Consider the following 13,353-nt stretch of genomic DNA (forward strand, 5'->3'; position numbering starts at 1 on the left):
TAATTTTCAATTTCCTACTTACTTGAGCCAATGTCGGGATTTGAACCCGAGACCTCTTCCTTACCAAGGAAGCACTCTACCCCTGAGCTACACCGGCAGAGAGTTCTGATTTTAGACTTATTAAAATCTAAACATCTTTTTTTTTGTGGGGAGAGCAGGATTCGAACCTGCGAAGTTCACACAGCAGATTTACAGTCTGCCCTCGTTGGCCGCTTGAGTATCTCCCCTGATTTTTAAAATCTCATTATTTTAAAGAACTTATTTCAAATCGCATTTGAAATATTTTGAGCCGATAGAGGGACTCGAACCCACGACCTGCTGATTACAAATCAGCTGCTCTAGCCAGCTGAGCTACATCGGCGAATGCATTAAAAAAGTCCGCTATTTCTAACGGACTGCAAATGTAGCTATTTTATCTTTTAATCAAAACATTTTTCAAAAAAAATTTCAATTAAATATGTGCTCTTATTTTTTCCTTCCTTTTCACAAGTAAACGTTCTAACGATTCTGCCGAAAGCTCAACCGCCTCTTCAAATGTTTTGCACTGTTTTTTTACCAAAAAATCATCCCCGGGAACATTAATCTTTATCTCCACAACCTTATTCTCTTTATCACTTGTCCTTTCCACTTTCAAAAAAACATCTGACGAAACCACTCGATCGTAGTATTTCTCCAACTTACCCATTCTTTCCTGAATAAAATCGACCAATTTTCTGTCAACAGCAAAGTTAACTGCATGAACATCTACCTTCATAATACAAATTTTAGGATTTAACATTTTAGAATTATCATTCACCTCTTGGATGTGCCCCTTTATACACTTTTTTAAGCTCCGCCAAACTATTATGAGTATAAACCTGTGTAGACGCCAAACTAGAATGCCCCAACAATTCTTTAACTGAATTCAAATCTGCCCCGTTATTCAATAAATGAGTTGCAAAAGTATGACGAAGCACATGCGGACTTTTTTTCACCTTTTCCGAGACCCTACTAAAGTATGAATTTATTAAACGATAAACAAAAGATTCACTCAATTTTAATCCTTTTTTTGAAATAAAAAAATAATCAAAATCCACAATATTATCCAAACCACCCCTTTCCCCTACATAGACCTTAATTTGATTTAGTATTACTGGCAGAACAGGAATAATTCGCTCCTTATTTCTCTTTCCCAACACCTTTATAACACCAGCAGAAAGATCTACATTCTTAATCATCAAATGAATCAATTCCGCACGACGCATTCCAGTCACATAAAACATCTCCACAATAAGCTTATCCCTCACTTCTTCAAAACCCACCGGCAGATCTATTTCACTCAGCAAATCCTTTAATTCTTTTTCAGAAAAAGGAACCTGAACCGCTTTCGGAACTTTTAAAGCCTTATGTTTCAACATTGGATTAATCTCAATCTGCTTGGATTTCAATAGAAATTTATAAAAAGCCTTCAAAGAAGCCATCTTTCTATTTATTGACACATTCGAAATTCCCTGATCAACCAAAAAAACAATCCAGCTTCTAACCTGACTATAATTCACCAAATCAATATTATCCTGATCAAAACTTTTATCAACAAAAGATTCAAAAGACACAACATCATTTAAATAAGCCTGCACAGTATGTGCAGAATATTTTTTCTCCAACAAAAGATAATCCTTAAAAGCTTCTTTATTTGTTTTCATAAAAATCAAAATTCTCAGTATTAAGCACAAAAAAAACCGTTAGCATCAAAATTAAAACATTTTGATCACTAACGGTAATTATTTTAAAAAGCGAGATATTAACTTTCTAAGCTATCTTTCAAACCTTGAATGTAAGCCGCTTTTTGAATTTGAGCTCTTTTGATAACAGAAGGCTTAATAAAAGCAGTACGTGCTCTTAATTGACGAACAGTTCCTGTTTTATCAAATTTTCTTTTATAGCGCTTTAATGCTCTATCGATATTTTCTCCGTCTTTAATTGGTATAATTAACATAATATAGACACCTCCTCTCGTTAAGGCTGCAAATGTAGAAATTAATTATTAATTATAAGCCATAAAATTTAAATTATTTTTCTTTAGAGAATAGAATATAGAAAAAAGACAATAGCCTAAATGTTTATTCTCTTAATAAATTTCTCGAGATAACTACCTTTTGAATTTCAGTAGTTCCTTCTCCTATTGTACACAATTTAGAATCTCTATAGAATTTTTCAACCGGAAAATCTTTGGTATACCCATATCCGCCATGAATTTGAACGGCATCATTGGCAATTTTTACACAGGCTTCAGAAGCATACATTTTTGCCATTGCCCCCGCTGTAGTCACCTCTTTATGCTTTTGTTTCAAAAAGGCAGCTTTATGAAGCAACAATTCTGAAGCCTCTATTTCTGTTGCCATATCTGCCAATTTAAAGGATATTCCTTGAAAATTACTGATTGGTTGTCCAAACTGATGTCTTTCCTTTGAATATTTTAACGCCGCTTCGTAAGCGCCTTTTGCAATACCTAATGATAAAGCCCCAATAGAAATCCTTCCTCCGTCTAGAATTTTCATTGCCTGAACAAATCCTTGCCCAACTTCTCCTAATCTGTTTTCATCTGGAACTCGGCAGTTATCGAAAACCAACTCTGCAGTTTCACTGGCTCTCATTCCCAGCTTATTTTCTTTCTTTCCTGACGAAAAACCTTTCATCCCTTTTTCAAAAACAAAAGCCGTCATTCCTTTTGAATCTCCTTTTTCTCCTGTACGAACCACAACAACAGCAATATCTCCAGAAATTGCATGAGTTATAAAATTTTTTGCCCCATTTACGATCCAGTGGTCGCCATCTTTTACAGCAGTTGTATTCATTCCGCCTGCATCCGAACCTGTATTATGTTCTGTTAATCCCCAAGCGCCAATATATTCTGCTGTTGCTAATTTAGGAAGCCATTTTTTCTTTTGTTCTTCGTTTCCAAAAGTCAAAATATGATTTGTACATAACGAATTATGCGCAGCAACTGACAATCCTATTGATGGATCTACTTTTGAAATTTCTTCAATTATAGTAACATATTCATGATAACCTAACCCAGAACCTCCATATTCTTCAGGAACTAAAACCCCCATAAATCCCATTTCACCCAATTTCTTAAATAACGGAATTGGAAAAATCTGCAACTCATCCCACTCCATTATATAAGGTCTTATATTTTTTTCTGCAAAGTCTTTTATAGACTGCGTAATCATTAACTGTGTTTCGTTATATTCAAAATTCATTAGTTGCTTTCTTTTTAGTACTCCAAATATAAACTAATTATTTTTGCTTTTTCAACAGGAAAATCTTTAATTTTTGACAAATCCTCAATATTATTAAAATTTCCGTTCATGCTTCTATAAGTTACAATCTGTTTTGCGAGTGCATATTTAAAATATGGAAACTGAGATAATTCTTTTAACGAAGCATCATTCACATTTATTTTTTTTAATGTTGACGGAATTACGACTTTAAAATGAGTCTTTAATTCATTTATAACTTCGGGCGAAAGCCCCCACACATCCTCCATTTGGTCCATTGAAACAAAACATCCCATAATTTCTTTTTGTTTTAAGATCCGCGTCGAAAGACCTTCTCCTATTCCGTATACTTTCATCAAATCTTCTTGAGTTGCCTGATTTATATCTAACACTTCAAGCTTTACCTTCTTCGGATATTCCTTCTTAACATAATTATCAGTGTGTGACTTAAATTCTGTTTTATGCTGTGCCCAATCTGAAAATTTAAACAACGGAGAAATTTTACTTAACAACGAATCCGAAACTCCAGTAACCTTTTGAAACTCTTCAGCTGAATTTACATATTTATTTTCTTTACGAAATGCCTGTAACCGGTCAATTTCTTCAACCGACATTCCGAGTTTATATCCTTTATAATCTGAAATAAAATTTGGATTGAACAGATAAACAGAAAATCTATTATTTCCTTTCAAGTTTTTTTTATTATCAATTTCTGATTGAAGAGCGAGCCATTTTTCTTTATCAGGACTTTTCTCTTTACTTATAGAAAAATCAGCTAACAAATAAACCAGCTGCAATACTATTATAATAAAGAACAGTATAGAAATGCCCGTTCTCTGATACTTTGTAAAATATAAATATTTTTTAAAATCACTAAAATTCATAACCAAAAAAGCTTTTCAATTTATTTCAAAACAAAAACTAAGAAAAAACTTTCAAAAATATCAATAAAATTAGTAAGAAAAGTAGTTTTTAAAAAATTATCAAATATTTTAGAAAACCTCAATTAATTTAATGAATATCAATACTTAACGAAACTTTCCTGAGAGTCCTCTAAAAAAAATAAAGATTTTATAACTTAAAACATGATAATTGTTTTTATTTTTTACAAAAAACAATACATTTGGCACTTAATAACAAATAAACCAATAATATAGTATGTCAATTTGGAGAGTTAAACCAATATCAGCTTTTGAAGCCGATATGAAAAAAAGTGATTTAAAGAGAGTCCTTGGAAAATGGAGTCTTACTGCCATTGGTGTTGGTGCCATTATCGGTGGAGGTATTTTCGTACTTACAGGTACTGGGGCTTATTATCATGCAGGTCCAGCATTAGCAATTTCGTTTATTATCGCAGGTATTGCTTGTGTTTTTGCGGCTCTTTGCTATTCTGAATTTGCTTCCATATTACCAGTTGAAGGATCTGCTTATGCTTACGCCTATGGTACTATCGGAGAAATTTTTGCCTGGATAATTGGCTGGGGACTTATTCTCGAATATGCAATGGGTTCTATGACCGTAGCGGTTTCCTGGTCCGGATATTTTAATAAATTACTCAAACTATTTCATATCAAACTCCCTGAATGGCTAACCACAGATCCTGCAAGCTACACTGGAGAAGGTTTTTCTATGAATCTTCCAGCTTTCTTAATCGTTATTTTGGTTATTTCATTACTTATTAAAGGAACAAAAAGCGCTGCAAAAGCGAATAATGCTATCGTAATTCTTAAAGTTTCTGCGGTTATCTTCGTAATTATTGCTGGACTTTTCTTTATTAATACAGCAAACTGGAGTCCTTTTATTCCTGAGGCAACTCAAATTATTGAAAAAGAGACAACTCACAATGCATATGGAATTGGAGGAATTGTTTCTGGAGCAGCTGCGATTTTCTTTGCTTACGTTGGTTTTGATGCTGTTTCTACACAAGCCGGAGAAGCTATTAATCCTAAAAAAGATGTTCCTTTTGCTATTATTGCTTCTTTATTAGTTTGTACTACTTTATATATTCTTGTTTCTCTTGTATTAACTGGAATGATGAATTACCAAGATTTTAATCCGCTAGGAAAATATCCTGAAGCTATCAAAGCGCCTGTTGCTTATGCATTTGATATTGCAGGACAACCATGGGCTGGATTTATTATTACTGTTGCAGCTACTATTGGATTAGTTTCTGTATTAATGGTAATGATTATGGGACAATCTAGAATTTTCTTAGGTATGTCTAAAGATGGTTTAATTCCTTCTGTTTTCTCTAAAGTAAACCCTATTTCTGGAACTCCAAAAACCAACTTAATGATTTTGGGTGCAATTATTGCAACAGTTGCAGCTTTTACCCCTATCAACAAATTAGCAGACATGACAAGTTTTGGTACTTTATTTGCCTTTACAATGGTTTGTATTGCGGTTTGGATTTTAAGAGTAAAGCAACCAGGTTTAAACAGAACTTTTAAAGTTCCTGCATTGCCTGTTATTGCTGTACTTGGAATTGCAATTAATACTTATTTGATTATCAATTTAAGTTTAGATGCTCAATTGTTATCGCTTGGATGGCTTTTAATTGGTATCATTGTTTATTTTGGATACAGCAAACAAAGATCTAAGCTTAATGACGCTAAAGGATTCGAAGAATAGAAATTATACTATTTCAATATAAAAAGAAAGCTCCAAATGTTAATTTGGAGCTTTCTTTTTATAAATCAAATACCGATGTTCTTTTGGAACGGATTAAATCCTTCAGTCTAATCCAAAATGCCAAAGTCAGATAGACTCCAAATCCTAAACCTGCCGTAACAAAAGAAATATAGATAAAAAACAATCTGACACTTGTTACACGCATCCCTAATTTATCTGCCAATCTAGAAGAAACATGGAAACCATATTTTTCAAAAAAGAATTTTAATTTTAAAATAGCTGACATATTATGATATTAGATTTTTGACTTAAGATTTTAGATTTCTACGTTGACGTGAATTGCAAAAATACAAAATTATCTAATTGTTTTTTAGAAGTTCCACTCCTATCGCACATTTTAAACAGGCTTTTTGATTACAATATTCATTTTTAAGTTCTAATAAAGTCTGGCTTTCAAATGCATTTTTTGGTTTTATTCCAAACGAAATAAACTTATCTATTACGGCATTTTTCTCTGATGCAACTTCATTCATGAAATCAATTAAATCTTCAACAATTGGCTCGCCTAATACAGTCGAATAAGCAAACTGAATTGGAATAATCGTATTGATCACAATCAAATCTAAAAACGCCTTCGATAATGGCTTTGATTTCTTTGGGCTTTCTTTATCAAACTGATAATGGTTCTGCCAATAACTACTTGCCGAAACATTAAAAAGATTATAAACACTCGCAAGAGACTTTAAATCATTTATCTTAGAAAACAAATTTTGATACTTATGATAAAGACCTGCCATTTGCGAAAGCCTTATGGTTGGAAAATTATCTGGGCGAAGTTTAAAAAATTGCACAGGTTCAACAAATGTTCTTTCCAATTGGTACTTATTCAATAAATAAAAATATCTGAATTTTAAATCTTTAAAATAGACATCTTCTTTTTCTCCATTAAGCAAACCAGCAGTTCCAAAAAATAATGCTTCCAGATTTTCGTTTTCGAAACTTTCTTTTCTTATGATTGAAAACGGAATTGATTTGGCAATTTGAAGAAAAGAAACTCCATTTGTATTCAAACCGAAATTCTTTGCCAAAAGAAAAAACAAAACCGCTTCCCAGTCTTGATTTGTTTCTTCTAATAATTCATAAATAAATTTTGATTTTCGTTCCAAACGTTCAAAAAACAATCTTTCCTGCCAGCTTTTAAAAACAAAACTGTCAATGCCTTTAATTTGTTTTTCGCATGAAATCCATGATTTAGGAGAAACCAATGCTGAATAATTAGCCAATATTTCTTTATCAACAAAGTCTTTGAGAACCAAAACGGGAATTTCCGTATTATCTTCTCTAAAAATAGCCGTATCATTCTCCCAAACTACATGAAGGATCACGTTTTGGTAAGCAGGATCTTTTTCGTGATTATGAAGGTACCAATCGGAGGATTTTAAATGAATCTCGACATTGCCTGCCCATTTTTGATTTCCAATTTCTATCTGTGCATTAAAAAAATCAGGCCCCGAAAGCTCCAAATAATCACCTGATTTCAAAATAGTAATTAATTCGCCTTGCGCGCTTTTTAAATTCAGAGTATCAAACTTCTTGAATTTCCAGAGATAATGAAGAAAGTCTTCTTTCATTTTTAGATTTTATGATATTTTACAAAATCTAAAAGTAATAAAATTTTAAAATTATTCTTACAAAATAAATTTATTTAACGAAGCATATACAGCTTTGCACATGCTCTTGCATCTGATAAAGCCTCGTGGTGATTAAGCTGAATTTTCATTTCACGACAGCAGTCACTTAATTTTGTTGGCTTTATTCCTTTTGCTTTATAGATTTTCACTGTGCATTCCCATTGTGAAGCAATGTTTAAATCTTCATAATTTAAACCGTGAAGCAGCATAGACTTCATTAAAACATTACGATCAAAACTTTCATTGTGTGCTACTACAACTCGATTTTTTAATCGCTTTTCAATTTCTGGATAAACCTGAAAAAAAGATTTAGAATTGACAGTATCCTTTGGATAAATTCCATGAACACGAGTCGTAAATGGATTATATTCATTATTTGGCGGTTTTATTAACGTTACAAATTCGTCAATAATTATTCCGTTTTGAACCGTCACAATTCCAACAGAACAAGGATGATATCCCGTGGCTGTTTCAAAATCAATAGCAGTAAAATTCATTTTATATTTTTAAAAGTAAAATCCATAAACCCAATTACCAAGGTAACAAGATTTATGGATTAGCTATATTTGTAAAGATTTATTTTATTGAGCCTATAATATCATATTTTGTAATAATGTGATGATGCCCGTTTCCTAAATCAACTAGAACCGCATCATTTTCTTTGGTAAAAAGTTTTGAAACCTCTTCGATTGGAGTTCCTAATTTTACAATTGGAAAAGGTTTTCCCATTACCTCCTTGATTGGCTTTTCGGCAACATTTTTGTCAGCAACATAACTTCTAAACAAATCTGTTTCGTCTACAGAACCCACAAATCCGTTAATATCTACAACAGGAATCTGCGAAATTTTATATTTACGCATACGTTCAATTGCGTGCGAAACCAGTTCTTCTGTACGAACCACAATTAATTCTTTATCGATATGATCTTTAATAACATCTTCTGCTTTCGTGATGTTTTCTTCTAAAAATCCACGTTCACGCATCCAATCATCGTTAAACATTTTACCAACATAACGGCTTCCAGAATCATGAAATAAAACTACTACAACATCGTCTGGTTTAAAATGCTCTTTTAGTTGCAATAAACCTTTTATGCAAGCTCCAGCAGAATTTCCAACAAAAATAGCTTCTTCCAAAGCAATTTTTCTAGTGTAAACAGCAGCATCTTTATCAGTCACTTTTGTAAAACCGTCAATTAATGAGAAATCAACGTTTTTAGGCAGAATATCTTCTCCAATTCCTTCTGTTATATAAGAGTAGATTTCATTTTCGTCAAAAATCCCTGTTTCATGGTATTTCTTAAAAACAGAACCATAAGTATCAATTCCCCAGATTTTAATGTTCGGGTTTTTCTCTTTCAAATATTTTCCAACTCCAGAAATAGTTCCTCCAGTACCAACACCAACAACAAAGTGCGTAATTTTACCTTCAGTCTGTTTCCAGATTTCAGGCCCAGTTTGCTCGTAGTGCGCCAATGAGTTTGACATATTATCATATTGGTTTACATACCATGAATTTGGAGTTTCTTCTGCTAAACGCTTAGAAACTGAATAATAAGAACGAGGATCTGTTGGCTCAACATCTGTTGGACAAACCACAACTTTTGCACCAACAGCACGAAGAATATCCATTTTTTCTTTTGACTGTTTGTCTGAGATAACACAAATCAATTTATAGCCTTTTACTATCGCTACAAGAGCCAATCCCATTCCTGTGTTTCCTGAAGTTCCTTCGATAATAGTACCTCCTGGTTTTAATCTTCCATCAGCCTCTGCGTCTTCAATCATTTTCACGGCCATTCTGTCTTTTACAGAATTACCTGGATTAAAAGTTTCGACTTTTGCCAATACTAATGCATCAATTTCAGCAACAATTTTGTTGAGTTTTACCAATGGTGTGTTACCAATTGTTTCTAAAATATTATTTGAAAAGTCCATTTTTATTTAAGTTTAATATGTGGTTTAAAATAAAGTAAGTCTTTTTTATTGGAAGAAATTCCAAACTAAACCAAAACGCAATACAAAATCACGATAAGGATTATTAGGCGTTGCATAATAATTACTTTGTGTAAAAGCAGCATTAAAATGCTCTGCTTTTAAATAAAATCTAGTCTGACGAATTCTGGCATTAATAAAGAAATCAAATGTTGCAAAACCACCAATTTTTTTATCCTGCTGCACAAAGAATTCAGCAATAACAGGGTTATAATCATCCCCATAATATTTAGTAAGATAATTAAATACAAGTCCCGTCTGCATATATAATGCTTTCTTAAAAAAGTAACCTGAATAATAGAACGTGTTTCTTGTTACAAAGTCAGGAACATTTAAAATCAAATCAGACTGATCAACTTTCTGATATAAAAGTGTGTTATCTAAAGCGAATGGGCCAAATTTAAATTCACGGCTCGCTTTTATTTCCAAATAGTTAATTGTGTTTCCATATTGAAATGGATTTACAATTTGAATATTTGATGCTTTTTGTGTATCTGTGGCATCATCAGCAAAATACAAATGATCTTTTAGTACTGTGTACTGCACTTGTCCTGTTAACCAAGGAGTCTGAATCTCAGCACTAAGTGAGTTTATTTTTTCATTTTTAAAATCATTTGACCAATTGTATTGTACCCAGCTGCTTTGATACAAATTATAATTATTATTTGGAAGTTTATTAATGTTACGATATCTAAAATCAAATTTAATTTTATCATTTAAATCGTATCGTAACTTTGCATCTAAATCTGAAAGCGACTGATTCGTAATCGATCTAGAATACAAAAACCTACCATTCCATTTGTTTTTTTGGTATTCGTATTGCCCTCCTACATTATTAATTTGTAAAAACAGATTTCCTGGTACAGCAGTACCGTCTGTACGAATAATAACTCGTTCGTATTCATAATTTGATCTGTAGTCATCTATAAAAAAGTTAAACTTTCCTAGAAGCGAATTTTCATAAGCAAGTCCCGCTTTATTATATAACCTTTCATATTTTGTCTGATCGTTTATATTGCTGGATGCATACGAATCTCCAAAACGCTGAATTCTGGTGCTTACATTATTATCATCAGTAACTGTAGAAAGTACTGTTGGCTGTTTATACTCATAACTTTTATTTTCATAATTAAGCTGATGAGTTACATATAAATTATTATTCCCTTCAGTTGGATTTACTCTAAAAGCATGATCAAAAAAGATTCTTCTTCCTTTTAGCATTGATTCTGCATCAGTTAAATAAACCTGCAGTCTTTGTCTGTTCTTATAATCTTTATTATCGCTTTCAAAATTATTATCATTAGTAATACCGCCATTTTCTTCATTCAATACATCTTGAAAAGTATAATGGGCATTAATAGAATAACGTCTGCTTGTTGTGGCATAACTCGTTGTAAACCTAAAATTTCCCGCACTCACCAATTGATTAATATAATCACCTTCCGATCTTAAACCTCTATAGGCAATTGAAAAATTCAGATTTTTAGAAACGTTCAATGTGATAAAAGAATCTACATTTTGGCCTTTATTAATTGTCGTATTAAAAAACAATTCTGTAAAAGGTGTCGCTGCAGAATAATATCTAATTTGATCTGCTTGTATATAATTAAAGTGTTTTCCGTTAAAACCAATTTCTGGATATGGAGAAAAACTCGTTAGGCTGTATTGTAAGGTATTTAAAGGTTGTCCAATATTAGAAAATTCTTGATAACCGAAAAGATCTTTTCTAAGATGATTTTGTCTGTAAGCGTTTTTAAGTGTCAGTGAAGTATCTGCATAAATTGTATCGTGTTCAAGTGTAACTATTTTATATTGATCTATAGTTGCAATCTTAGCTTTTTTCTTTTTTACGGTATCTGTAATACTAGAATATTCCGTATTCATATCTAAATTATTTTTAGGAGCTGGTTTTACTTGAGAAAACAATAAAGTTGGTACAACTAATAGATATAGAAAAATGAATATTCTCATTTGATGGCTTTATATAAATTTATTTTGACAAAATTTGCTAAGCAAAGGTAAATTATAAAAACAAATAAAGAAAAAAACACTTCATTTTATACAATTGCCTTGGCTGACAGTGTCAAAACGAATATTTTTGCTGAAAATTTTATCTAATTTGTTATTTAAAAATTAAAAAAAATGCTCTCAAAAAATTTTTCTGGATTTGTTTTAGAAACTGGGACAGATGAAGCTGGACGAGGATGTCTTGCTGGACCTGTTACCGCTGCAGCCATAATTCTTCCTGAAGATTTTGAGAATATTATTCTAAACGAGAGTAAACAGTTATCAGAAAAAACTAGAGCACTTTTAAGACCTGTTATAGAAGAACAAGCTATTTGCTATTCAGTAACTCACTTGTTTCCTGACGAGATAGACGAAATAAATATTTTAAACGCCTCAATGAAAGGTATGCAGGAATGCATTTTAAAACTAAAACAAGTTCCAGAGTTTATTATTGTCGACGGAAATCGTTCTTTAAATGCTAAACTTGGACTCAAAAACACTTTTGGCAAACAATTTTCTGACGATGAAATTGCATTGTTAAAGTCGATTCCAAATCAAAGTATTATAAAAGGTGACGGAAAATATCTGAGTATCGCGGCTGCTTCTGTTTTAGCTAAAACCTATCGTGATGAATACATGGATCAAATTCATGAAGAATTCCCAATGTACAATTGGAAAAAGAATAAAGGTTATCCAACTAAAGAGCATCGTGAAGCTATTAAAAAATATGGGACTACAAAATACCACCGAATGAGTTTCAGACTTTTACCTGAACAGTTGGAACTTAATTTCTTCGAATAAAAAAAAGACCTGATTAGGTCTTTTTTTTTATTCGAAACAATTTTATTATTTCCTACTCTTTAAAAATTCTGCTAATTGTTTGGTGTCATAATAAAAAGGTCTTATTTCAACAATTTTTCCATTTTTCAAATCAAAATGTTCTGAAATTGGCACCGAAATAGTTTTTCCAGATTTCTTTGCAGTACATTTTATTGTGAAATAAATAATCACTTCATTTTTCGATGCATCACTAAAATAAACTGGTTCTTTTTCTATTTCAAAACTAGCAAACTCAGCTGATTTTGTGAACATTTTTGTCCATTCGTTAAACCCTTTGTAAGTTCCACCATAAGGAAGTCCTTCTGCTTGATTATAAACGGCTTGATCTTCAATTAGAGTTGACATTTTAATAAAATCTTTCGTTTTAAAAAGACATTCAAAATACTGATTTACAACATTAAAATTATCTGATTCCAGCTTTTTTAAACTGTCAGCTTCAGAAATGCTTATCTCTTTATCCCAAAAACCGATAATTTTACTTACCTGTCCTTTGCCGTTTAATCTAGCAAAATCACGTCCGGTCATTATAACATTATTTTTTGAGTCTTTAATTTTCCATTCCCAAGTCACATAATTGTCTTTTATAACTTTTGAGCCCGAAGTCAAAACAGCATCAGGATTCTTTTTGTAAAATTCATTTATAACATTATTAAATGCTACAATTCCTTTAACAGATGCAGATGGATCTTCGAAAGTACTGTCTTCTAACCAAATCGATTTTATAAGTTTTAATCTCGCATCGTTATTCTTTTCAGACCATGCTTTTTCATAAATACTAATTGGGTATAATTTATCTTTCTTTTGAGCAGAAAGACTGTTAAGTAAAAAAAGGAAGCAGAGTAAGTAAATTTTTCTCATAAGCAGTTTCATTAAATAATTAGAATATGTATCAACAAAGTCAAATATAACGTAAATACAAGATAAAACCG

Annotated in this window: 13 protein-coding genes and 3 tRNA genes; 2 read left to right on the plus strand and 14 right to left on the minus strand. The window is 31.9% G+C overall.

Features of this window, described 5'->3' with window-relative positions:
- Positions 1-25: 25 nt before the first annotated feature.
- From GSY47_RS15635 to GSY47_RS15670, 8 genes are all read right to left on the minus strand, one after another.
- Positions 26-97, minus strand: a tRNA-Thr gene (locus GSY47_RS15635).
- 49 nt (positions 98-146) lie between these two features.
- A tRNA-Tyr gene (locus GSY47_RS15640) sits at positions 147-227 on the minus strand.
- Between the two features lie 60 nt (positions 228-287).
- Positions 288-361 (minus strand) — tRNA-Thr (locus tag GSY47_RS15645).
- A gap of 90 nt (positions 362-451) precedes the next feature.
- Positions 452-754, minus strand: coding sequence for a ribosome hibernation-promoting factor, HPF/YfiA family (gene hpf, locus GSY47_RS15650; RefSeq protein WP_179001097.1), 303 nt, complete (start codon positions 752-754; stop codon positions 452-454).
- Between the two features lie 34 nt (positions 755-788).
- On the minus strand, positions 789-1,682 hold the full coding sequence (locus tag GSY47_RS15655; RefSeq protein WP_179001099.1) for a tyrosine-type recombinase/integrase: 894 nt from the start codon (positions 1,680-1,682) through the stop codon (positions 789-791).
- Positions 1,683-1,780: 98 nt separating this feature from the next.
- Positions 1,781-1,975 carry a 30S ribosomal protein S21 gene (gene rpsU / locus GSY47_RS15660; RefSeq protein ID WP_026730435.1) on the minus strand — a complete coding sequence of 65 codons (195 nt, stop codon included), beginning with the start codon at positions 1,973-1,975 and terminating at the stop codon, positions 1,781-1,783.
- Positions 1,976-2,099: 124 nt separating this feature from the next.
- Complete coding sequence (locus GSY47_RS15665) at positions 2,100-3,242, minus strand: acyl-CoA dehydrogenase family protein (RefSeq protein WP_179001101.1); 1,143 nt, start codon at positions 3,240-3,242, stop codon at positions 2,100-2,102.
- A gap of 14 nt (positions 3,243-3,256) precedes the next feature.
- Entirely contained in the window at positions 3,257-4,144 is an 888-nt protein-coding gene (locus GSY47_RS15670) for a ComEA family DNA-binding protein (RefSeq protein WP_179001103.1), read from the minus strand.
- A 274-nt stretch (positions 4,145-4,418) separates the two neighbouring features.
- Between GSY47_RS15670 and GSY47_RS15675 the strand changes: the two genes are divergently transcribed.
- A complete protein-coding gene (locus GSY47_RS15675; RefSeq protein WP_179001105.1) occupies positions 4,419-5,891 on the plus strand; it encodes an APC family permease in 1,473 nt (490 codons plus the stop codon).
- Between the two features lie 58 nt (positions 5,892-5,949).
- On the opposite strand, the gene GSY47_RS15680 is transcribed toward GSY47_RS15675, so the two are convergent.
- The 5 genes from GSY47_RS15680 to GSY47_RS15700 all read right to left on the minus strand — a co-directional run bounded on the left by GSY47_RS15680 (position 5,950) and on the right by GSY47_RS15700 (position 11,548).
- Positions 5,950-6,177, minus strand: a complete 228-nt coding sequence (locus GSY47_RS15680) for a PspC family transcriptional regulator (protein ID WP_008466940.1) — start codon at positions 6,175-6,177, stop codon at positions 5,950-5,952.
- A 73-nt stretch (positions 6,178-6,250) separates the two neighbouring features.
- The gene (locus GSY47_RS15685) at positions 6,251-7,522 is read right to left on the minus strand and encodes a DUF2851 family protein (protein ID WP_179001107.1); all 1,272 of its coding nucleotides are present in this window, start codon (positions 7,520-7,522) and stop codon (positions 6,251-6,253) included.
- Between the two features lie 74 nt (positions 7,523-7,596).
- Positions 7,597-8,079, minus strand: a complete 483-nt coding sequence (locus GSY47_RS15690) for a 3'-5' exonuclease (protein WP_179001109.1) — start codon at positions 8,077-8,079, stop codon at positions 7,597-7,599.
- A gap of 79 nt (positions 8,080-8,158) precedes the next feature.
- Positions 8,159-9,520 (minus strand): pyridoxal-phosphate dependent enzyme, encoded by a 1,362-nt coding sequence (locus GSY47_RS15695; RefSeq protein WP_179001111.1) that lies wholly within the window; start codon positions 9,518-9,520, stop codon positions 8,159-8,161.
- A gap of 45 nt (positions 9,521-9,565) precedes the next feature.
- On the minus strand, positions 9,566-11,548 hold the full coding sequence (locus GSY47_RS15700; protein ID WP_179001113.1) for a putative porin: 1,983 nt from the start codon (positions 11,546-11,548) through the stop codon (positions 9,566-9,568).
- 171 nt (positions 11,549-11,719) lie between these two features.
- On the opposite strand from GSY47_RS15700, the gene GSY47_RS15705 reads away from it, so the two are divergent.
- A complete protein-coding gene (locus GSY47_RS15705; protein ID WP_179001115.1) occupies positions 11,720-12,385 on the plus strand; it encodes a ribonuclease HII in 666 nt (221 codons plus the stop codon).
- Between the two features lie 45 nt (positions 12,386-12,430).
- Here the strand turns inward: GSY47_RS15705 and GSY47_RS15710 are convergent, their stop codons facing one another.
- Positions 12,431-13,282: a nuclear transport factor 2 family protein gene (locus tag GSY47_RS15710; RefSeq protein ID WP_219071459.1), complete on the minus strand. Its 852-nt coding sequence runs from the start codon at positions 13,280-13,282 to the stop codon at positions 12,431-12,433.
- Positions 13,283-13,353: the final 71 nt, after the last annotated feature.

The sequence above is a fragment of the Flavobacterium quisquiliarum genome (assembly GCF_019308285.1).
Lineage (GTDB): Bacteria > Bacteroidota > Bacteroidia > Flavobacteriales > Flavobacteriaceae > Flavobacterium > Flavobacterium quisquiliarum.